Origin of the sequence: Sphingomonas naphthae, from assembly GCF_028607085.1 — a bacterium.
Taxonomy (GTDB): Bacteria; Pseudomonadota; Alphaproteobacteria; order Sphingomonadales; family Sphingomonadaceae; genus Sphingomonas_Q; species Sphingomonas_Q naphthae.
In genome coordinates, this window is sequence record NZ_CP117411.1 from 102,985 (window position 1) to 123,613 (window position 20,629).

A 20,629-nucleotide genomic window follows, 5' to 3' on the forward strand; every position below is an offset into this window, starting at 1 on the left:
TGGAGGGGGCTATCCACACGCGCTGCGCTTCGCTGTGAGCCCCCTCCGTCAGCCCTTCGGGCTGCCACCTCCCCGTACCGGGGAGGATCACAATGTGATCCCGTTCATCCCGAGCGCAGCCGAGGTCCGTGTGGCGGCCACCCGCATCTCGGCTACGCTCGATGCTGACCGATCCCTCGACTGCGCTCGGGACGAACGGTTTGGGTAAGGCTGGCGCCGCGCCACAATTTCCCGCTGTCCTACAGCCCCCGATTCGTGCCACCAGCCCCTCCCGCCGCGACTCCCCACCCGGAGGCCACGGCAAAAACCGGGGCTGTAGGATGCGAACTCCGTGAACTTCCCCATCTTCCTCCGCCTCGCCGGCCGGCCGGTGATCCTGCTCGGTGACGGCCCCGCCGCCGAGGCCAAGGGCCGGTTGCTCGACCGCGCCGGGGCGGTGATCGTCGGGGAGGAAGCGCCCGCCACGCTCGCCGTCGTCGCCATCGCCGATGACGCCGAAGCCCGCGCCGCCGTCGCCCGGCTCAGGGCGCGCCACATCCTCGTCAACGCGGTCGATCGCCCCGATCTGTGCGATTTCACCCTGCCCGCGATCGTCGATCGCGATCCGCTGCTGATCGCGATCGGCACCGGCGGCGCCTCGGCCGGGCTGGCCAAGGCGGTACGGCAGCGGATCGAGGCGCTGCTACCGGGCGGCGCCGGCGCGATTGCCACCGCGCTCGCCGCCGCCCGCGCCGCGATCCGCGCCCGCTGGCCCGATACGATCGCCCGGCGCGAGGCGATCGACGCGGCGCTGGCGGAGGGCGGGCCGCTCGATCCCTTCGCTGATACCGGATCGGTCGAGGGCTGGCTTGCATCCGAGACGGCCGATCAGCCTGCTGAAACCGCGCATGTCCTCCTGCGGTCGCCCGACGCGGACGATCTGACGCTTCGCGAGGCGCGGCTGCTTGGCCGGGCCGAGCGCATCTGCCATGGCCCCGACGTGCCCATCTCCATCCTGTCCCGTGCCCGCGCCGATGCCACCCGCATCGCGGGCGACCCGCCTGTCCCCGCCGGCCCCGGCCTCACGCTGATCCTGCGGTGGGCGGGATGAACGGCTGGGCGCTCAGCCTGTCGAGCAACGGCGCGGTCCGCTCGATCGACCCCGGCCATGCCTGCACGATGCCGCCCGAGGGCCAGTTCACCTGGGTCCACCTCGACGGCAAGGAGGCCGAGACCAACCGCTGGCTGCAACAGCATGGCCATTTGCCCGAAACCGTCGTCGCCGCGCTGACGGCGGTCGAGACGCGGCCGCGTTCGGAGGCCTTCGCCAACGGCGCTCTCGTCAATTTGCGCGGCCTCCACCCGGAGGGCGACCATGGCGGCGATCCGCTCGTCTCGATCCGGCTGTGGGCCGAGCGCGGGCGGGTGATCTCGGTCTCCTTCCGCCCGCTCGACGGCTTCGAGCATCTGCGCGCCGCGATGGAGGATGCCGAGCTGCACGATCCGGGCGACCTGATCTCGGCGCTGGCGATCCTCATCACCGCCAAGCTCGATCCGCATGTCGCCGATCTCGGCGATCTGGTCGATTCATGCGAGGCCGATTTCGATGCCGATCGCGCCTATGAGATGCGCCGCCTGATCGCCCGCGCCCGATCGCAGGCGATCGCCTACCGCCGCTTCGTCGTGCCCCAGCGGCAGGCGCTGGAGGGGCTGGCGATCATGAAGACCGAATGGCTGGAGGAGGCCGACCGCCTCCACCTGCGCGAAGCGGCCGACCGCTTCGCCCGCATGGGCGAGGAACTGGAGGCGGTGCGCGAGCGATCGGCCCTGCTCCACGAACAATTCACCGATCTGCGCGCCGAACAGATCGAGACGCGCACGTTGGTGCTGTCGGTCGTGGCGCTGGTGTTCCTGCCGCTGACCTTCCTGACGGGCCTGCTCGGCATGAACGTGGCGGGCATCCCCTTCGCGCATGAGCCGTGGGCGTTCGCGGCGGTGGTGGGGATGTGCGTCGCGGTGGCGGCGGCGATCGCGGTGTATTTCGTGCGGGCGCACTGGTTTCGGAATTGATCGTCATCCCGGCGAAGGCCGGGATCTCGGGAGGCTGGACGCACCGTTCGGGAGCTGCCTCAGCCCTACCCCAAGACGCCTGAGGCCCCGGCCTGCGCCGGGGCGACGGAAAGGCTCAACCCCGCTTGGCGCTCTTGCCCTTCGGCTCGCCCTTGTCGGCCACCTTGGCCTTGGGCTCGTCCTTCGCTTCCTCCTTCGCCGCGCTCTGCACCGGCGCCGCGCCATTGTTGAGGCGCGTGGCGAGCAGGCGGTTAAGGGTGGAGCGGAAGCGGCCGAGTTCGGCGCCGGCCAGCTGCGGCGCGCTGGCGAATTTCACCGAAGTCGGGTTGATCGCCTGGCCGTTGCGGTACAGCTCGTAATGGAGGTGCGGGCCGGTCGACATGCCGGTCGAGCCGACATAGCCGATCACCTGCCCCGCCGCGACGCGCTGGCCTACCGTGGCGACGATGCGGCTCATATGGCCGTATCCGGTGCCGAGGCCGCCGGCATGGGCCAGCTGCACATATTTGCCGTGGCCGCCGTGCCAGCCGGAGAATTTCACCACGCCATCGGTGGCCGCCACGATCGGCGCGCCATAAGGCGCGCCATAATCGATGCCCTTGTGGAGCCGCGAATAACCGAGCAGCGGATGGCGCCGCATGCCGAAGCTGGAGGTGACGCGGCCCGCGACCGGCATGCGCATCGTGCCCTTGGTCTGGCCGACGCCCGACGCCTCGAACCATTGCTCGCGGCCGCCGCTCTCCCACTTCAGGATGCGGACGTTCTTGGCGCCCTTGCCGCTCTTGTCGAGCCCGGCATAGAGCAGCCCGCCCGTCTCCGTCTCGCCGGTGGCGGCGCGGCGGTGGGCGATGATGAGGTCGAAGCGGTCGCCCGAGCGCACGTCGCGGCTGACCGAGACATGCTGGCCGAGCGCCCGCAGATAGGTCTCGACCGCCTTGGCCGGCGCGCCGGCGTTGCGCGCCGACTGGAACAGGCTGGCGCCGACCCGGCCCTGGATGCGCAGCGGCGTCTCGTCCACCGCGATCGGGATGCGGCGCAGGCGGAGATCGGGGCCGGCGCGCTCGACGGCGAGCGACAGTTCCAGCTTGGCGCGGAAGGAGAGGTGATCGAGCGGGCGGGGCGCGTCCTTGGCGGGGCGACGGCCCAGCGTCAGCTCCATGCGGGTGCCGGGCTTGATCGCGCCCAGCTCGACCGCGCCCGACACGAGCTGCGCGACCTTCCTGGCCTCGCTCTCGCCCACGCCGTTGCGGCCGAGGACGCGGGCGAAACCGTCGCCCTGGCCGAGCGTCGCGACCAGATCGATCGACGGCCGCTCGGGCGTGTCGGCGAGGCGCTGGACGGCTTCGGTCGGCGCCATGCGGCGGCCGGTGTCGCCGCCATAGGCCAATGGGGAAATCGCGGAGGCCGACGCCTCCTGCCACTCGGCCTCGCCCATCACCGGGCCGGAGGGGGCCTCCAGCGGGCGGAAGCCGGGGGCGAAGCAGCCGGCGGCGACGCAGAGCGCGGTGCAGGTGGCGAGGCCGCGCCACCATTCGCGGCTGCCGATGCGGCGGCCGAGATCGACCACCAGCTCGATATCGTCGATGCGCGACAGGCTCTTGGAAACGCGGGTGCGGACAGTGCTGCCGACCTGTTTCAGCGGGTTGGCCACCAGCGACACGTCGAGCGCGAGAGTCGGTGCGACTCCTGCCTGACCGAATCCCTGACTATGCTTGAGATACAAGCCCTGTGTCCCCCGGTGCGTCCCCCGCGACCGCCATGCGGTGCGAACCGAATGACTGTGGCAGCCAATCCTTAAAGTCAAACTAACCGAGCATTTTAACGATCGTCGCTGCGACGAAACGTGGCTTAGCGCGGCCAGGCGGCTGGAACTTCGCGGAAGATCGGCGGGCTCTTGCGTTTCCCCCGCGCGATGGCAATCTGCCGGACGAAATGGCGCGCTTCGCAAGTCAGCCGCTCGTCGCGGTGCTCGGGCCCACCAATACGGGCAAGACGCATCTCGCGGTGGAGCGGATGTGCGGCCATTCCAGCGGCATCATCGGCTTCCCCCTCCGCCTGCTGGCGCGCGAAGTGTATGACCGGGTCGTCGCGATCAAGGGCGAGAAGAGCGTCGCGCTCATCACCGGCGAGGAGAAGATCGTGCCGCCCGAGGCGCGTTATTTCCTCTGCACGGTCGAATCGATGCCCATGGAGCGCGACGTCGCCTTCCTCGCGATCGACGAGGCGCAGTTGGGCGCCGATCCGGAGCGCGGCCATGTCTTCACCGATCGGCTGCTGCGCGCGCGGGGCCGCGAAGAGACGATGATCCTGGGATCGGAGACGCTGCGCCCCGTGCTGACCCGGCTGCTGCCCGAGGTGGAGGTCATCAATCGGCCGCGCTTCTCGACGCTCAGCTATGCCGGCGCCGCCAAGCTCTCGCGCCTGCCGCCGCGCTCGGCGATCGTCGCCTTCTCGGCCGAGGAAGTCTATGCCGTGGCGGAGATGCTGCGGCGGATGCGCGGTGGCGCGGCGGTGGTGATGGGCGCGCTCAGCCCCCGCACCCGCAACGCGCAGGTGGCGATGTTCCAGGCGGGCGAGGTCGATTATCTGGTCGCGACCGACGCGATCGGCATGGGCCTCAACATGGATGTGGCGCACGTCGCCTTCGCCTCGCTGCGCAAGTTCGACGGCAAGAAGGTGCGCCGGCTGGGCGTATCGGAAATGGCGCAGATCGCCGGCCGCGCGGGTCGCCACCAGCGCGACGGCACGTTCGGCACGCTCTCCTTGGAGGGCGCGCAGGGCGCCACGTTCGAGGAGGAGGAGATCGAGGCGATCGAGGGCCATCGCTTCCCGCCGCTCGACCATCTCTTCTGGCGCGACGGCGAACCCTCGACCGAAAGCCTCGACGAACTGATCGCCGATCTGGAGCGCCGCCCCGACGAGCCGATGCTGCGCGCCGCGCCGCTCGCGGTCGATCTCGCCGTCCTGAAACGTATGGCCGAGGAGCCGTGGGTGCGGGAGCGCACGGCGCGGCGGCCGGGGATGGTGAAGCGCCTGTGGGGCGCCTGCGGCCTCCCCGATTTCCGCCGCACCGGGGCCGAAGCCCATTCGCGCCTCGTCGGCCGCGTCTTTCGCCATCTGAGCGAGGAGACGGGCCATCTGCCGGTGCAATGGTTCGCCGACGAATTGCAGCGGCTCGACAATATGCAGGGCGATGTCGAGACGCTGTCGGATCGGCTCGCGGGGGTACGGACCTGGGCCTATATCGCGCAGCGGCCCGACTGGCTGGCCGATCCCAAACATTGGGCCGGCCGGGCGCGATCGATCGAGGAGGCGCTGTCGGACGCGCTCCACCAGCGGCTGACCCAACGCTTCGTCGATCGGCGCACCGCCGTGCTGATGCGCGATCTGGGCGCGCGCGGCGGCGAGCTGCTGCCGGTGAAGGTGGCCGAGGACGGTACCGTCACGGTCGACGACGAGCCGATCGGCCACCTGATCGGCTTCCGCTTCAAGACCGACCATCGCGCGCGCCATGGCGACATGAAGCGGCTGCTGGCGGCGGCCGAGCGGCGGCTGGGCGACGAACTGGCGAGCCGCGCCCGCGCGCTGGCGGCGGACGGCGACGAGGCGTTCACGCTCGCGACCGATCCCGGCCGCCCGGTCGCGATCTTCTGGCGCGGCGACGTGGTGGCGCGGTTGCAGCATGGCCGGGCGCTGACTCAGCCGAGGGTCCACCTCCACCGCGCGCTCGACGTGCTGACCCCGGCGGATCGCAAGGGCGTCGAGACGCGGCTGGAGGCGTGGCTGGTCGCGAGCGTCGCCAAGCAATTGTCGGCCCTGTCGGCGCTGGCCTTCGCCGCGCGCGATGCCGAGCGGGCGGCGCCCTTGCGCGCCCTGCTGGCGCCGCTGGCCGAGGCGGGCGGGGTGTTGCCGCGCCATCAGGTCGAGGCGGTGGTCGAGGCGCTCGATCGGCCGCTGCGGCAGGAGGCGGCGCTGCTAGGCCTGAAGATCGGCACGCTCGACGTCTATCTGCCCGCGCTCATCAAGCCGGAGGCGATGCGCTGGCGGCTGGCGCTCCACGCGGCGCAGGAGGATGGGGTGATGCCCGAGATGCCATCGGCCGGCGCGGCCTCGCTCGCCACGCCGAAAGATGCCGCGCTCTGCGCCGCCTGGGAACGCGCCGGCTATCGCCCGCTCGGCGCGCAGATGCTGCGGATCGATCTGGTCGAGCGGCTGGCGCGGATCGTCCATGACGCGCGCACCGGCCGCGCCGCCTTCAATCCCGATCCGGCGCTCGCCACCTCGCTGGGCCTGCGCAGCCCGAGCTTCGCGCAATTGATGCTGGCGCTCGGCTTCCGCCCGATCGGCGCCGAGGACGAGCGCAGCTGGGTGTGGCGCGGCAAGCGGGCCAAGCCCGTGCGCGACGTGCGCCCGCCCCGCCCCGGCAACGCCTTCGCCGCGCTCGCCGCGCTCCAGGCGATCGGCCGCTGAGGGGCGCCGTGCGGCTCGACCTGTTCCTGTGGCACGCCCGGATCACCAAGACGCGCGCGCAGGCGCAGGCGATCGCCCATGGCGGCCATGTGCGGATCGACAGCCGCCCGGTAAGCCGCGCCGCCGCCGCCGTCGCGGTGGGCAATGTGCTCAGCTTCGTCGCGCAGGAGCGGGTGCGCGCGATCCGCATCGAGGCGCTGCCGGCGCGGCGCGGGCCGCCTGCCGAGGCGCGCGCCTGCTACACCGATCTGCTCGCGCCGGCCGACGCCGGGCACGGCGCGGAACACGAGGACGTTGACGATGACGACGGGGGCTCATAGAGCCCGGCCACTCCACTGATCGAGCCCGAACCGCCCATGACCTACGTCGTCACCGACGCCTGCATCCGCTGCAAATATATGGACTGCGTGGAAGTGTGTCCCGTGGACTGCTTCTACGAGGGCGAGAACATGCTCGTCATCAATCCCAGCGAGTGCATCGACTGCGGCGTGTGCGAGCCCGAATGCCCGGCGGAAGCGATCCTGCCCGATACGGACAGCGGGCTGGAAAAGTGGATCGAGCTGAACAACGAATTCGCCAACCAGTGGCCGAACATCACCCGCAAGCGCGAGGCGCCGGCGGATGCGGACCAGTGGAAGGACGTGAAGAACAAGCTCGAGACCGAATTCTCGCCGGAGCCCGGCCAGGGCGACTGATTTCAGCGTGCCCGGCCAGGCCGTTTCGGCCCTGTCGCGACAGGGCCGAAACGGCCTTGTCTGCGCCAACAGTTGGCAAAAGCCCGAAATTCGGCTATAGCGCGCCCAAGGCAAGGGGCGTGGCGAATCGCGCTCGTCCGGAAAAATTGGTGATTACGGTCGGCGAACCGTGCTGGCAGGCCCCTTTCCTCGGGTGCCCGGCCAGGCCCGCCGGCCGATCCTGGCGAAAGGTATCAGTGAATGGCTGCCAAGGCGCTTAGTTTCGTCGTGGGGGATTATGTCGTGTATCCCAAGCATGGCGTGGGCCGGGTAATCGAATTGCAGAGCCAGGAGATCGCGGGCGCCAAACTCGAACTCTACGTCCTTCGCTTCGAGAAGGAGAAGATGACCCTCCGCGTGCCGACCAACAAGGCCGAATCGGTGGGGATGCGCAAGCTCTCGTCGAACGTGACGATGACCGAGGCGCTGACGACCCTGAAGGGCAAGCCCAAGGTGAAGCGCACCATGTGGTCGCGCCGCGCGCAGGAATATGAGGCCAAGATCAATTCGGGCGACCTGGTGTCGATCGCCGAAGTGGTCCGCGATCTGTTCCGCGCCGACGACCAGCCCGAGCAGAGCTATTCCGAGCGCCAGATCTTCGAGGCGGCCACCAGCCGCCTCGCCCGCGAACTGGCCGCGATGGAGCAGACCGACGAGCCCAAGGCGCAGGAAAAGATCCTCGACATCCTCCGCGCCTCCGCGGCGGCGATGGCGAAGTAAGCCCTTTCGGGTTTCGGGAAACAGGGGGCGGGCCGAGCGATCGGCCCGCCTTTTTTTCATGGCCGTCGTCCCGGCGAAGGCCGGGATCTCAGGCGGCTGGGGGCGACGGGGGTGTGGCTCCCCGGATGGCTCGCGCCACCGCCTGAGATCCCGGCCTGCGCCGGGATGACGGTTCGGGGTTACTTCGGCACGGTCGCCGGGATCGTCGCCGCCGGCTGCGCGAACATCGAGGCGACCACCGCGATCGACCGGTCCGCCGCCGCGCGGTCGATCGTCTCGTTGGGGTCGTTATAGCCGAACGTGTCGTCGCTGCCGGTATCCTGCACGACGATGCCATCGCGCCGCGCCAGCACGCTGACATGGTTGTAATAGATGCCGTAATGCGCGCCTTCCTGCGGGATCAGCCAGGCGATCTGGCCGCGCACCGGCAGGATGCTCTCGTCGCGGAACAGCGCGCGCGATCCATAGCCGGTGCAGGCGATGATGACCTTTTCCTTCAGCTTGCCGAAATCGCCGGTCTCGTTGAATTCCATCGGTACGAAGCGGCCGCCGCCCAGCATGAAATCCATTTCCAGCTGGCGCGCGAAATCGGCGACGTTGAAGGCGATCGAGCTGTTGCGGCGCACGAAGGGCGCGGCGAAGGGGTGGCTGCCGGGCGGCAGCATCTGCGCGCGCGGCGTCAGGTCGCGCACCCGATCGCCATATTCGACGAATCCCAGGGTGCGCGGCGCATTGCTGGAGCGCGCCGAATTGGGATCGGGCATCTCGTCGGCCAGCATATAGCGTTCGGTCCACTCGACCGGATCGCCGGGCGTGCCGAGAAAGGACATGTGCCTCGCGTAGCTGGCCCGCGTCATCTGCTCCCACAAGGCCGGGAAGTCGGGCGCGACGGCGCTTTCCAGCGCGACACGCGAATCCGGCGACCAGGTGCCGGTGGCGCGCGCCGAGCGCACGTCGGGGAAGCGTTCCTTGGCGTAGATCGTGACCTTCGCGCCGGCGCGCTGCGCGGTGATGGCGGTGGTGAGGCCGATCGCGCCCGCGCCGATCACGGCGATGTCCTTGGCGCCCAGCGCCATCGCCTTGGCGACGGCGATGTCGGCCGATCCCCACGAGAGCGACCAGCCGCTGCCGCCATGGCCATAGTGGCGGATCACATGCTTGCGGCCGACTTCCTCGACATCGAAGCGCGGGCCGGCGGCGCGGAACGGGCGCAGGCAGACGGTGGTGCGGAAGATGCGATCGGGCGTGGCGCGGATCGGCACGATCGCCGGCAAGGGCGCCAGCAGCGGCGCGATCGTCTGCGCGCCGAGCCGCCCCGGCAGGGCAAGCGCGGCCATGGCGCCGGCACCGCCGACGCTTCCCAGAAATTCCCGTCTCCGCATACTGACGCACCCCTAAGATGGTTGTTCGGCGCCCTCTCCCAAGGCCCGCATAGTGCACGGATGGCGCGTGCGGCCAAGCGTGAAGCGGCTTGAACCGCAAATTCATGTGTATTATGTCGCCAACACAGTTGAAGGAGAGACATGATGCGCCTGCCCGTCCTCGCCGCGATCCTCGCCACGGCGGCCGTCGCCGCGCCCGCCTCGGCCGCGGTCCGCACCTTCCCGCTCGGCGCCTATGACGCGATCGAGGCGGCCGGGCCGTTCACGGTGGACGTTCACACCGGCAAGCCCACCGGCGCGCGCGCCGTCGGCAGCCAGAAGGCGCTCGACCGGCTGGAAATCGAAATCCGCAACCGCACCCTCTATATCGGCACCAAGCGCGGCATGAGCGGCTTCTGGGGCGACGATCTCGGCAAGGTGACGATCACGGTGGGCGCGGGCAAGCTGGAGGCCGCCGCGCTGACCGGATCGGGCGACCTGACGATCGATCACGTCACCGGCCCGACCTTCGATCTGGCGCTGCGCGGATCGGGCAGCGCCAGCCTGCCGCATGTCGCGACGGGCAAGCTCGGCCTCGCGCTGACGGGGTCGGGCGATGCGACGCTGGCGGGCCGTGCCGAGACGGTGGCGATCAACCTGCGCGGTTCGGGCGACATCGGTGCCAAGCGTTTGATGACCCGCACCGCCGCGATCTCGCTGATGGGATCGGGCGATATCGATCTGGGCGCATCGGGCAGCGCGGTGGTCAATCTGATGGGATCGGGCGACGTGACCATCAACGGCGGCGCGCGCTGCACGGTGAACCGCAAGGGCTCGGGCGAGGTGCATTGCTGAGATGAAGGGCTGAAACCTCCGGATCCGGACGGGCGCATGGACGGGGCGAGCGTCTCGCTTATGCGTCGTCCCGCAGGAAAATCCCGTCCGCCTGCAACATCTCCCGGCTGTCCGGATCATGAAACCCCGGATGCAGCCCGATGCAGCGATAGCCGAGCGCCGCCAGATCGCCGACCAGCCCGCACAGCAGCGATCCGCCCTCGTAGAGCGGGGTCAGCGACATCTCGATATGCAGCAGCGGACAGCGCGGCAGCACCGGCGCCGCGCCGCGCAGCACCTCCGCCTCGAACCCCTGCACGTCGATCTTGAGGAAATAGCGCTCGCTCTCCGGCCGGTCGGCGATCGCCTCGGCCAGCGGCAGCACCTTGACCGTCTCGGTGCGGACATAGGCCGATTCGGGCGCCGCGTCGCTATGGCGCGCCAGCATCGGCAGGATGGAGGAACTGAGCAGATTGCCCGCGACATTGATATCGACCGTGCCGGCTTCCGCGCCGATCGCCAGTGGCGGCGCCACCTGCCAGCGTCGATGCGCGCTCGCCTCGGCCACCAGTGCCGCATGGGCATCGGCCAGGGGCTCGAACGACAGGATCTGGCCGGACCATCCCGCCCGGATCATCCGCGCGCCGAACTGGCCGATATTGGCCCCTACATCCAGCATCGTCCCCGCGCCGTGCCGCCCGGCGAGGAACACCAGCGTGTCATATTGATCGCAGACGGGCGAGTAACGGTTCATCTCGACGCCGAAGCGGCGCCCGATCGACTTCACCTTGTGCATCAGCATGGCCGGCTCCCCCGCTATGCGCCCTGCTCGGCAATGTTCGTTTCCGGCGCTTCAAACGCAGTAGGATGCTTGATGGTTGCATGGCGCGTGCACACATCGTCAAGACGATGCCTCCACTCAACATGACCAAGGTCGCCGTCGGCTGCGGCGATGCCGATGCGCTGCGCCGCCGGATCGAGGGCCGCGCCGCCGCCGGCGAGGTCGCGATCCACACCCGTTACCGCCCGACCCGCCACGGCGAGATGATCGGCGGATCGCTCTACTGGATCGTCAAGCACCGGCTGGTCGCCCGACAGGAGATCGTCGGTTTCGCCGAGGACGAGCAGGGCCATTGCCTGATTCGCCTCGCCGCGACGCTGGTCCCCGTACGCCAGCGCCCCAAGCGCGCCCACCAGGGCTGGCGCTACCTCACGCCCGAGGACGCCCCCGCCGACTTCGACGGCGAGACCGACGATCTCGCCGCCATGCCGCCCAGGCTGATCGGCGCGCTGGCGTCGCTGGGGCTGATCTGATCCGCCTCCGAGGCTGTCATCCCCAATGATTGGCCTGATGCGGGCTAGGCCATGTCCGCGCGTGAATGCAGGCCCTTCACATGTGTGCGGATATGCTGATGCACATGCTCCAGATGCGCGCGGATTTCCGCGGCGGCGGTATCGGCGTCGCGGGCGCGCAGGGCCGTCACCAGCCGCATGCGCGATTCGAACAATGTCTCCTGCAACATGAAATAGCCGGGAGCGGCCGTGAACGGCTTGAAGATGGCGGTGAGGGAATCGATCAGGAGAGCGTAGATGCGGTTGCGCGTCGCCTGGGCGAGCAGGGCGTAATATTCGGTCGAGCAGGCATAGCGTTCGGCGATCGTGTGGACTTCCGCCGTGCGCCGGGCGATCGCCTCCAGCCGGTCGAGTTCCTCTTCGGTCGCCCGCTCGCAGGCCAGCCGGACGATATGGTCCTGGATCGACAGGCGGACCTCGGTAAGCTCGTCGATATCGACGCTGCCCATCGTGACATAATCCTGCATCGCCTGGACGACGCGATCCGGCTCGGCGGCCTGGAGGACGGCGCCGCCCTTCGCCCCCTTCATGTTGCGGATGATTCCCGCGACCTCGAGAGTGCGCAGCGCCTCGCGCAGCGCCGTCCGGCTGACCTGAAATTGCAGGGCCAGCTCGCGTTCGGGCGGCAGCTTGTCGCCCGCCTTCAGGCGGCCGGCGATCAGCTCGTTGCGGATGCTTTCGCAGATGATCTCGAACGCGCGCGGCCGCTGGATCGGCGTGAAGGCGGTCTTGACGGGATGGGGCGGCACAGGCGGCATGGCGAACTACCTATAAGCGCCTGCCATCGCCAGACAATGATCCGCCGGCATCGCGACGGGCCGGCAGGATGTGCCGCCGCGTCAGCACCAGCGCCGCCCCGTTCAGCGCCAATATCGCCGCGAGCGCCGCGAAGAACACCGCGCCGCCGCCCGTGAGGATCGCACCGGCGAGCGAGCTGACGATCGCGCCCAGCCGCCCCGCGCCGGACATCAGCCCGATGCCCCGCCCACGCAGCGCGGTGGGAAAGGCATTCGCGCCGACCGCGTAGAGCGACGATTGCACCGCGCTGCCGAACAGGCCGAGGGCGAACAGCCCGGCGAGCAGGATCGCGGCATTGCGCCCGCCCGCGATCGGCAGGAGGATGAGGGCGGCACACAGGATCGCGGCGGCGAACGCCATCGGGATCAGCAGGCGGCGCGATCCGAACCGCGCCATCATCGAAGCCGCGCCCAGCGCCCCGATCACCCCGCCGACGTTGAAGATCGTGAGGCCCATGCTGGCCACCGCCATCGAAAAACCGGCGCCGACCAGCAAGGTCGGCGCCCAATTGTACATGAGGTAGATCATGAACAGGCCGACGCCCATCGCCGCCGACAGCGCCAGCGTGTCGCGGCGCAGGCCCGGCGCGAACAGCAATCGGGTCGGCACTTTGCCCTTGCCCGACGGGGATGGCAGGATCGACGAGGCGAAGCGCCGGTGCGCCTCGCCCATGCGCGCCGCGAAGCGGGCGAGATCGGCGGCGCGCGCCGCCTGTGTCGCCAGATAGCGGGGCGATTCCGGCAGCAGGAAGACGAGCAGCAACGTCGTGACGAGCGTCAGCCCGCCGCCGACATGGAAGAGCGAGCGCCATCCGAAATTCGGCAGCAGCGCGGCGGCCATCGCCCCGCCGAGGATGCCGCCGAGCGAGGCGCTGACCATGCCGGCCGTCACGGCCAGGCTGCGATGGCGGGCGGGGGTGAGTTCGGCGATGATCGCGGCGGCGCTGGCGGGGGCGCCGCCCAGGCCGAGGCCGGCGACGACCTTCAGGATCGTGATCTGGAAAAGGCTGTCGGCGAAGCCGGTCAGGGTGGTGGCGGCGCCGAACAGGCCGACCGACAGGATGAGCGCCGGGCGCCGGCCGAGGCGGTCGCCGATCCAGCCGGCGATCACCGTGCCCGCCGCCATGCCCACGAAGCCGAGGGCGAAGATCGATCCCAGCGCCTCGCGGCTGACGCCCCATTCGCGGATGAGCGAGGGCGCGGCCAGGCCCATCACCTGATTGTCCAGCCCGTCGAGCAGGATCGCCATCGCCGCCAGCGCCACGGCGCCGATCTGGAAAGGGGTCATGGAGCGGCCGTCGAGCCATTGCTCCACCGTCGGCAGCGCGGCGGTGCCATTCGCGTCGGCGTTCATGACTCTCTCCCTGATCTTATTGGACAGACCAATAACTCGGGAGGCGTGAAGGGCAAGGCCCGTTCGCCGAAAGCCATCCATTTAGCAGGCGGCTATTCGATTTTGGTGTGTTTAGGAAAAGGGATTGAGGCTTAGGTCCATTGGACATACCAATGCGGATGACCGGCATCCGGCGGGAGTATCTTCGCGCTCGGGACAAGGCAGGTTGGCAGGACAGGGCTATCTCCGCCCTCCCGACGCCACGCCCGCCACCGTATGCCGGAACGTCATGGAAGGGCCGCCATCGGCTGCGTGTCGCCGCAGTCCGCACGGCCCCAAGAAACAATGTCGGATCACATCGGCGATCAAAGCCGGGGTCGTTGCGCGTCAATCGCGCGAACAAGGGGATGAGGAATGGCAGACACTTCGACGAACTATCTCTATGCGGCGCTGCGGGGCGGCGTTGCCACCGGCGCGCTGATCCTGGCCTGGTCCGCGCAGGCCGGCGCGCCCGAACAGGCGCAAGCAGCGGCATCGGCCAACACGGCTGCGACAGCCCAAACCCCGCCGGCCCAGACGCCGCCGGCCCAGACACCCCCCGCTGATGCCCCCGCCGTGCCGGACAGTGAGATCGTCGTCACCGGATCGCGCATCCAGCAGAACGGCTTCGCCTCGCCGACCCCGGTTACCGTCGCCTCGTCGGAGCAATTGACGCTCGGCCAGCCCGCCAGCCTGAACGACGGCATCGTCCAGCTTCCCCAGTTCAACGGCTCCTTCGGGCCGGGCAATGCCGGCGCCGCGATCCGGCCGACCGGCAATACCGGTACGGTCCTCAACCTGCGCGGCGTCGGCAGCATCCGCACGCTCATCCTGCTGGATGGCATCCGCGTTCCGCCGACGAGCCAGTTGGGCCTGGTCAACGTCGACATTATCCCGCAGCAGTTGGTGAAGCGGGTCGATACGGTCACGGCCGGCGCCTCGGCCGCCTACGGCTCCGATGCCGTGTCGGGCGTGGTCAATTTCGTCATCGACAGCAAGTTCAAGGGGCTGAAGCTCCTCGCCCAGCGCGGGATCGCCACGCGGGGCGACAATGGCAGCTATCAATTGGGCGCGGCCGGCGGTTTCGATGTCGGCGGGCGCGGCCATCTGGTGCTGAGCGCCGAACGGCGCCACACCAACGGACTGATGAAGGACGACCGGCCGGCGGGCGCGGTGACGGCGGGCGGCGTCGGCTCTACGGGCGTGGGCACGCTCGGCAGCGCCTCCAACCCGATCATCTACATCCGCGACGGCCTGCGCTGGAACCTCAATTCCAACGGCGGCCGCGTCACCAGCGGCCCGTTCCTCGACACGGTGTTCCTCTCCGGCCCCAACGATTACCGCGCGGCCATTCGCGGCACGGCGCTGCTGTCCCCCGGCTATTATCAGGGTGGCGACTATTTCTACGAGCCGCCGAACACGACGCTGCTGCCGCGCACGACCTCGAACAACCTCTTCGGGCGCTTCACCTATGACGTGACCGACAGCATCACCGCGACCGCGACGGGCATCTTTTCGCGCACCACGAACAGCGTGTTCGGCCACTTCAACGATCCGCTCAACGTGCCGATCTACAGCGGCAACGCCTATCTTCCGGCGGCCTTGCAGGCGCAGCTGACCGCCACCAACACGCCGTCCTTCACGCTCTCGAAGTTCGCGGCGGCGGACGGCCCGATCAAGCTCGCCGACAAGACCGATTATTATTACGGGGGGCTGTCCTTCGCCGGCAAGCTCTTCGGCGACCTGACGTGGAACGCCGATTACAATCACGGCGAGTCCATTCTCCACATCGATCAGTCGAACCTGTTCGAGCTGCGCAATTTCTACGCGGCGATCGATGCGGTGGACGAGGGGCAACTGCGGACCGGCGTGCGCAACGGCAACATCGTCTGCCGGGTCGCGGTCACCAACCCCGGCCTGTATCCCGGCTGCGTGCCCTATAACGATCTGGGCTTCGATTCCGCGTCAGCCGCCGCCAAGGATTATGTGACCGGCACCGCCTCGCTCCGCTCGCGCTTGAAGCAGGATTCGATCGCGGCCAGCGTTCAGGGCAGCCTGATCGATCTGTGGGCCGGCAGCCTGTCGTTCGCGGCGGGTGCGGAATATCGCAAGCAGTCGCTCGGCGTCACCAGCAACAGCGATCCGAACGTCAGCCGCCCGGTCACGGGCATCCGCGGGCTGACGGCCGACGCGACGCGCTTCTACCTGACCACGACGGCCCAGACGCGCGGTAGCTACGAGGTGAAGGAAGGCTTCCTCGAACTCAGCCTGCCGCTGATCCGCGATGCGTCCTTCACCAAGTCGCTCGAGCTGAACGGCGCGGTGCGCTACACCGATTACAGCACCAGCGGGAATGTGACGACGTGGAAGGTCGGCGCGGTGTGGGCGCCGATCGAGGACATCCGTTTCCGCGTCACGCGGTCGCGCGATATCCGGGCGCCTACGCTCTACGACCTGTTCCTCGGCACGCAGCCGGGCATCAGCTCGGTGTTCGACATCCACACCAGCACGTCGTCGTCGATCATCACCTCGACGCAGGGCAATCCCGATCTGCGGCCGGAGGTGGGCAGCACGCTCAGCGCGGGCGTCGTCATCCAGCCGAGCTTCCTGCCGCGCTTCGGGGCGTCGATCGATTTCTACAAGCTGAAGATCAAGGATGCGATCGGCACGCTGACCATCCCGGATATCCTCCAGGCGTGCGAGCAATCGGGCGGCTCGGGCCAGATCTGCGGCCTGATCGTGCGCCCCGGTCCCTTCAGCGACCGGACGCCCGCGAACACGCTCACCTCGGTCAATCTCGCCCCCGTCAACGCGGCGACGCTGGAGACGCAGGGCGTGGATTTCGAGGCGAATTACCGCGCGCCGATCGGCGCGGGCTCGCTCGCCTTCCGGCTCTACGCCTCCTACATCGACAAGCTGGTCGTGCAGACCAGCCCGTTGCAGGCGCCGGTCAATTACGCCGGCTGGGGCGACGTGAACCCGCTGGGTTCGGGCAATCCGCTGCCCAAGACCAAGGGCACCTTCTCGCTGACCTACACGGGTGACAGCGGCCTGACCCTGTTCGTGCAGGAGCGCATGATCGGCAAGCTCAAGCGCGGCTCACCGATCAGTATCGTGAACGAGCCCGGCGTGCCGACCTATTTCTACACCGACGCGACCATCTCCTATGCCCTGCCGGCCTATGGCGGAAAGGCCGAGCTGTTCGTGACGGCCAACAATCTGTTCGACCGGCGCTATCCCTTCTTCGCCCAGCCCGGCGCCGTGCCCGGCCTCTACTTCGCCAGCTCGCCGGGGCTGTACGACGTGGTCGGCACCAATGTGACGGTCGGTGTTCGAATGAAGCTGTAAAGGGTTGGATGGGGGCCGGCGCGGACGGGATGCTATCCGTGCCGGCCATCCCGGCGGGTGTGGGCGCGAGCCCCTCGACCCGGCCGAGGAGACGTTGGAGAGAGCGATGAAGCACGAAAACCCCGTCCACCCCAGCCTAGATCCGGCGGGCGCGCTCGCCCGCATGGTCAGCGACACGCGGTTCGAGGATATTCCCGCCGACGTGATAGATCTGGCCAAGCGGGCGATCTTCGACACGCTGGCCGTCACCGTCGCGGGATCGGGCTGGGAGGTGAGCCCCGCCATCGCCGATCTGGTAGGCGAATGGGGTGGCGCGCCACAGGCCCGCGTGCTGATGCACGGTCACCGCGTGCCGGCGCCGATGGCGGCTTTCGCCAATGGGGTGATGGCGCGCGCCATCGACATGGGCGACGTGCACGAGACCGGCGGCCACATCACCGAATGGAACGTGCCGGCGATGCTGGCGGTGCTCGGCATCGCCGGGCGCCCCGTCAGCGGCAAGGATTTCCTGGTCGCTTATGTCACGGGCGGCGAAGTCGGCGTGCGCGCCAGCGCGGCGCTCAACCTGGTCCGCTATCATACGACGTGGGGCATGCCGGGCGAGTGGAACGGGCCGCTCTGTGCAACCGCCTCGGTCGCGCGCCTGATGGGCCTCGATGCCGACGGGATCTGGAACGCGATGGGCATGGCCTACACCGTCCACGGCATGTCGGAATATAACAAATATTCCGAAGGCACGCAGATGGCCCGCGTGCAGCACAGCTTCGCGGGCGATACCGCCGTCAAGGCCGTGCTGCTCACCCAGCGCGGCGTGACCGCCCCGCGCGGCATCTTCCAGGGCGTCCCCAGCGGCATCCTCCGCCATATCGCGTGGGACGATGTGCGGCCGGAACTGCTGACCGACGGGCTGGGCACGCGCTGGCAGCTCGCCGAGGGCCTGTCGATGAAGCCCTATTCGGCCTGCAAATTCACCCACAGCTTCATCGCCAGCACCATCACGATCATGCGGGACAACCGGATCGATCATCAGGATATCGAGCGGATCGACTGCCGGGGCAGCGAGGGATCGCGCATGACCTTCGAGCCCGCGCTCGCCAAGTGGAACCCGCGCAGCGTGCCCGAAGCGATGTTCAGCGCACCCTATACGATCGCCACCGCCGCCATCACCGGCGGCTTCTTCCTGGGCGACCTGAGCGCGGCGGAGGTCCTGCGCGAGGACCGGCAGGCGATGATGCGCCGGGTCCACATCACCAGCGATCCCGCCTTGACCGACCAGTTCGAGGGCTTCCCGGTCCGCATCACGCTGAAGGATGGCCGCGCCTTCGAACATGTCACGCCCTATGTGCGCGGCCACACCCGCAATCCGATGACCTGGGACGATCTGGCCGACAAGCTGCGCCGCTGCGCGCCGTTCGGGGCGGTGGCGCTTTCGCCGGAACGGCAGGCGAGGCTGGCCGATCTGTGCCGCAATCTCGAGAACCTCGAGGACGTCGGCGACATCGTCGAGACCATGACGCCGTAACACCGGCAGCCCTTGCAGACCAAAGCTCCCCTGGGCGCTGGCAGGCACCGCCAGCGCCCCTTTTTTCATGAAAGACCATCCGATGCCGCGCGCATCGATCCCGTCCCCCACCACCGCGAAGGTGAGTTGCGGTATGGGGATACGCATGCTCTAGCTGGCGCATGAAGATGCGCGAGCTGGAGGAGCGGACCGGGGTCCATCGCGAGACGATCCGCGTCTATCTGCGCCATGAGCTAATCCCTCCGCCGGTGCGGCCGCGCAAGACGGTGGCGGATTATGGCGAGGAGCATGTGCAGGCGATCAACGCCGTGCGCCGGTTGCAGACCGACAGCCGGCTGACCCTGCCGCAGATCAAGGCGCTGCTGAGCGGCGACGCGGCGGACCAAAGGGTCAGCGCCAACGTCTTCACCCATCTGGAGCAGCTCGTCTCGGCGCGGGTCGGGCTGGACGAGCATCTCGTCACGCTGGCGGCGCTGGCGGCGCGCTATCCGCACGCCCGGCGCGACGCGCGGGCGCTTGCGAGCGTGGGCGTGCTGAGGATCGAGGCGGACGATGATGGCGGCGATGCCGTCACGCTCACCGATGCCGAACTGGTGTCGATCTGGGGCGAGATGCGCAAGGTCGGCTTCCTCGAGGATCTCGATTTCAGCCCGAAGATGCTCGATTTCTATGTCGAGGCGGCGCGATTCGTGGCGGGGTGGGAGGCGCGGACCTTCCTCGATCGCACCGAGGGGATGATCGGCGAGGAGGCGGCGGCGGCCATGATCGAACGCGCGCTGCCGCTGATGCTCAACTTCTTCGGCCTGCTGCGCCGCAAGGAATTCATGCGTAACATCCGGACCGGGCAGGTGGCGGAGACGGTGCTGCCCCCGCCCGGTCTGGCCCCGGTCACATCGTCAGAACGGCCTTCACGCAAACCCCGGCATATTGGTCCGCGATCGCCGAATTGATCTCGGCCAGCGGATAGCGGGTGATGAGCCGGTCGAACGGGAATCGTCCCTCGCGATGGAGCGCGATCAGGTGGGGGATGAAGCTGCGCGGATCGGCGTCGCCCTCGGTCACGCCGCAGATCGAGGCACCGAGGGACACCAGCGGCAACGCGGCGATCGTGATGGTGGCGTCGAGCGTCTTGGGCACGCCGACCATCGCCAGCCGCCCGCGCGCGCCGAGCACACCCACCGACTGCTCGATCGCGCCGGTGTTGCCCGACGTTTCGAGGATGCGGGCGACGCCTTCAGGCAGGATCGCGCGGACCTGATCGCCGAGCGGGCCGGCCATCGGATCGATCGCATGGGTCGCGCCCAGCTCCAGCGCCAGCGTGCGGCGTGATTCGAGCGGATCGACCAGGATGATCGTCCCGGCGGCGGCGGAGGCCGCCGCCATCACCCCGGCCAGCCCGACCGGCCCGCCGCCGCTGACCAGCACCGACTGGCCGGCCTGCACCGCGAGCGTGTTGAGGATCGCGCCCGCGCCCGTCATCAGCCCGCAGCCGAGCGGCCCGAGGATGTCGAGCGGGGCATCGGCGGGCACCTTCACGACATTCTTCGCGGCGACCAGCGCATGGGTGGCGAAGGAGGATTGGCCGAAGAAATGGCTGGAGACCGGCGCCGCCGCATCCGCCAGCGCGACCGACCCGTCATCGCGGCAGCCGCCGAAGTTGAGCGCGGCGAAATGGGCGCAATAGGATGGCTCGCCCGCGCGGCAGGGCGTGCATTCGCGGCAGGCGGCGAAACCCAGCACGACCGGATCGCCGACCTTCAGATCGGTGACGTCGGCGCCCACCGCCTCGACGATGCCCGCGCCCTCATGGCCCAGCACGGCGGGCAGGGGCGTCGGCAGCACCTGATCGCGCACCACCAGATCGGTGTGGCACAGGCCGGTCGCCACGATCCGCACGCGGACCTCGTCGGCGCGGGGCTCCTCCAGCGACAGCGTCTCGATGGCGAACGGCGCGCCGGCTTCGCGCACCACGGCGGCGGAAATCTTCATGCTCTCTCCTCTCCTGTCGTCTCGGGCCGTCGCCGGGCGATCGTTAGGTCCGACCATTTTCCCTTTGACAGCGACTTCTT

The 20,629-nt window shown here is 69.0% G+C and carries 17 protein-coding genes; 11 read left to right on the top strand and 6 right to left on the bottom strand.

The features are described from left to right. Window positions 1-331: 331 nt before the first annotated feature. Window positions 332-1,090, top strand: coding sequence for a precorrin-2 dehydrogenase/sirohydrochlorin ferrochelatase family protein (locus tag PQ455_RS00545; protein WP_273688241.1), 759 nt, complete (start codon window positions 332-334; stop codon window positions 1,088-1,090). Then, the gene (locus PQ455_RS00550; protein WP_273688242.1) at window positions 1,087-2,049 is read left to right on the top strand and encodes a zinc transporter ZntB; all 963 of its coding nucleotides are present in this window, start codon (window positions 1,087-1,089) and stop codon (window positions 2,047-2,049) included. Before PQ455_RS00545 ends, PQ455_RS00550 begins: the two co-directional genes overlap by 4 nt. A gap of 115 nt (window positions 2,050-2,164) precedes the next feature. Here PQ455_RS00550 and PQ455_RS00555 read toward each other — a convergent pair whose 3' ends face one another. Next, on the bottom strand, window positions 2,165-3,772 hold the full coding sequence (locus PQ455_RS00555; protein WP_273688244.1) for a M23 family metallopeptidase: 1,608 nt from the start codon (window positions 3,770-3,772) through the stop codon (window positions 2,165-2,167). 209 nt (window positions 3,773-3,981) lie between these two features. Here PQ455_RS00555 and PQ455_RS00560 point away from each other — a divergent pair, with 209 nt between their 5' ends. The 4 genes from PQ455_RS00560 to PQ455_RS00575 all read left to right on the top strand — a co-directional run bounded on the left by PQ455_RS00560 (window position 3,982) and on the right by PQ455_RS00575 (window position 7,973). Continuing rightward, window positions 3,982-6,519, top strand: a complete 2,538-nt coding sequence (locus tag PQ455_RS00560) for a helicase-related protein (protein ID WP_273688245.1) — start codon at window positions 3,982-3,984, stop codon at window positions 6,517-6,519. An 8-nt stretch (window positions 6,520-6,527) separates the two neighbouring features. Further along, window positions 6,528-6,839 carry a S4 domain-containing protein gene (locus tag PQ455_RS00565; protein WP_273688247.1) on the top strand — a complete coding sequence of 104 codons (312 nt, stop codon included), beginning with the start codon at window positions 6,528-6,530 and terminating at the stop codon, window positions 6,837-6,839. 36 nt (window positions 6,840-6,875) lie between these two features. Then, window positions 6,876-7,214 (top strand): ferredoxin FdxA, encoded by a 339-nt coding sequence (gene fdxA, locus PQ455_RS00570; RefSeq protein ID WP_273688248.1) that lies wholly within the window; start codon window positions 6,876-6,878, stop codon window positions 7,212-7,214. Between the two features lie 240 nt (window positions 7,215-7,454). Further along, complete coding sequence (locus PQ455_RS00575) at window positions 7,455-7,973, top strand: CarD family transcriptional regulator (RefSeq protein WP_273688250.1); 519 nt, start codon at window positions 7,455-7,457, stop codon at window positions 7,971-7,973. 179 nt (window positions 7,974-8,152) lie between these two features. Here the strand turns inward: PQ455_RS00575 and PQ455_RS00580 are convergent, their stop codons facing one another. Beyond that, window positions 8,153-9,355 carry an FAD-dependent oxidoreductase gene (locus PQ455_RS00580; protein WP_273688253.1) on the bottom strand — a complete coding sequence of 401 codons (1,203 nt, stop codon included), beginning with the start codon at window positions 9,353-9,355 and terminating at the stop codon, window positions 8,153-8,155. Between the two features lie 144 nt (window positions 9,356-9,499). Between PQ455_RS00580 and PQ455_RS00585 the strand changes: the two genes are divergently transcribed. Beyond that, the gene (locus PQ455_RS00585) at window positions 9,500-10,189 is read left to right on the top strand and encodes a head GIN domain-containing protein (protein WP_273688255.1); all 690 of its coding nucleotides are present in this window, start codon (window positions 9,500-9,502) and stop codon (window positions 10,187-10,189) included. A gap of 58 nt (window positions 10,190-10,247) precedes the next feature. Here PQ455_RS00585 and PQ455_RS00590 read toward each other — a convergent pair whose 3' ends face one another. After that, complete coding sequence (locus tag PQ455_RS00590) at window positions 10,248-10,970, bottom strand: FkbM family methyltransferase (RefSeq protein ID WP_273688256.1); 723 nt, start codon at window positions 10,968-10,970, stop codon at window positions 10,248-10,250. An 80-nt stretch (window positions 10,971-11,050) separates the two neighbouring features. Here PQ455_RS00590 and PQ455_RS00595 point away from each other — a divergent pair, with 80 nt between their 5' ends. Further along, window positions 11,051-11,482, top strand: coding sequence for a DUF1489 family protein (locus PQ455_RS00595; protein WP_273688257.1), 432 nt, complete (start codon window positions 11,051-11,053; stop codon window positions 11,480-11,482). A gap of 44 nt (window positions 11,483-11,526) precedes the next feature. Here the strand turns inward: PQ455_RS00595 and PQ455_RS00600 are convergent, their stop codons facing one another. Further along, entirely contained in the window at window positions 11,527-12,279 is a 753-nt protein-coding gene (locus tag PQ455_RS00600) for a FadR/GntR family transcriptional regulator (RefSeq protein WP_273688259.1), read from the bottom strand. A 10-nt stretch (window positions 12,280-12,289) separates the two neighbouring features. Beyond that, the gene (locus tag PQ455_RS00605; RefSeq protein ID WP_273688261.1) at window positions 12,290-13,672 is read right to left on the bottom strand and encodes an MFS transporter; all 1,383 of its coding nucleotides are present in this window, start codon (window positions 13,670-13,672) and stop codon (window positions 12,290-12,292) included. Window positions 13,673-14,065: 393 nt separating this feature from the next. On the opposite strand from PQ455_RS00605, the gene PQ455_RS00610 reads away from it, so the two are divergent. The 3 genes from PQ455_RS00610 (at window position 14,066) to PQ455_RS00620 (ending at window position 19,510) form a co-directional block, all read left to right on the top strand. Further along, window positions 14,066-17,038, top strand: a complete 2,973-nt coding sequence (locus PQ455_RS00610) for a TonB-dependent receptor plug domain-containing protein (protein ID WP_273688263.1) — start codon at window positions 14,066-14,068, stop codon at window positions 17,036-17,038. A 106-nt stretch (window positions 17,039-17,144) separates the two neighbouring features. Then, on the top strand, window positions 17,145-18,560 hold the full coding sequence (locus PQ455_RS00615; RefSeq protein WP_273688265.1) for an MmgE/PrpD family protein: 1,416 nt from the start codon (window positions 17,145-17,147) through the stop codon (window positions 18,558-18,560). A gap of 161 nt (window positions 18,561-18,721) precedes the next feature. After that, window positions 18,722-19,510: a MerR family transcriptional regulator gene (locus PQ455_RS00620; protein WP_273688266.1), complete on the top strand. Its 789-nt coding sequence runs from the start codon at window positions 18,722-18,724 to the stop codon at window positions 19,508-19,510. Here the strand turns inward: PQ455_RS00620 and PQ455_RS00625 are convergent. Next, window positions 19,449-20,549, bottom strand: a complete 1,101-nt coding sequence (locus PQ455_RS00625) for an NAD(P)-dependent alcohol dehydrogenase (protein ID WP_273688268.1) — start codon at window positions 20,547-20,549, stop codon at window positions 19,449-19,451. The genes PQ455_RS00620 and PQ455_RS00625 overlap by 62 nt on opposite strands. Window positions 20,550-20,629 lie beyond the last annotated feature (80 nt).

What these genes read in the sequence shown, in the direction of transcription:
- PQ455_RS00620 (WP_273688266.1), top strand. Translation starts at nt 18,722, where the DNA reads ATGAAGATGCGCGAGCTGGAGGAGCGGACCGGGGTCCATCGCGAGACG.
- PQ455_RS00560 (WP_273688245.1), top strand. Translation starts at nt 3,982, where the DNA reads ATGGCGCGCTTCGCAAGTCAGCCGCTCGTCGCGGTGCTCGGGCCCACC.
- PQ455_RS00595 (WP_273688257.1), top strand. Translation starts at nt 11,051, where the DNA reads ATGGCGCGTGCACACATCGTCAAGACGATGCCTCCACTCAACATGACC.
- PQ455_RS00590 (WP_273688256.1), bottom strand. Translation starts at nt 10,970, where the DNA reads ATGCTGATGCACAAGGTGAAGTCGATCGGGCGCCGCTTCGGCGTCGAG.
- PQ455_RS00615 (WP_273688265.1), top strand. Translation starts at nt 17,145, where the DNA reads ATGAAGCACGAAAACCCCGTCCACCCCAGCCTAGATCCGGCGGGCGCG.
- PQ455_RS00600 (WP_273688259.1), bottom strand. Translation starts at nt 12,279, where the DNA reads ATGCCGCCTGTGCCGCCCCATCCCGTCAAGACCGCCTTCACGCCGATC.
- PQ455_RS00610 (WP_273688263.1), top strand. Translation starts at nt 14,066, where the DNA reads ATGGCAGACACTTCGACGAACTATCTCTATGCGGCGCTGCGGGGCGGC.
- PQ455_RS00605 (WP_273688261.1), bottom strand. Translation starts at nt 13,672, where the DNA reads ATGAACGCCGACGCGAATGGCACCGCCGCGCTGCCGACGGTGGAGCAA.
- PQ455_RS00550 (WP_273688242.1), top strand. Translation starts at nt 1,087, where the DNA reads ATGAACGGCTGGGCGCTCAGCCTGTCGAGCAACGGCGCGGTCCGCTCG.
- PQ455_RS00625 (WP_273688268.1), bottom strand. Translation starts at nt 20,549, where the DNA reads ATGAAGATTTCCGCCGCCGTGGTGCGCGAAGCCGGCGCGCCGTTCGCC.
- PQ455_RS00580 (WP_273688253.1), bottom strand. Translation starts at nt 9,355, where the DNA reads ATGCGGAGACGGGAATTTCTGGGAAGCGTCGGCGGTGCCGGCGCCATG.
- PQ455_RS00575 (WP_273688250.1), top strand. Translation starts at nt 7,455, where the DNA reads ATGGCTGCCAAGGCGCTTAGTTTCGTCGTGGGGGATTATGTCGTGTAT.
- PQ455_RS00585 (WP_273688255.1), top strand. Translation starts at nt 9,500, where the DNA reads ATGCGCCTGCCCGTCCTCGCCGCGATCCTCGCCACGGCGGCCGTCGCC.
- fdxA (WP_273688248.1), top strand. Translation starts at nt 6,876, where the DNA reads ATGACCTACGTCGTCACCGACGCCTGCATCCGCTGCAAATATATGGAC.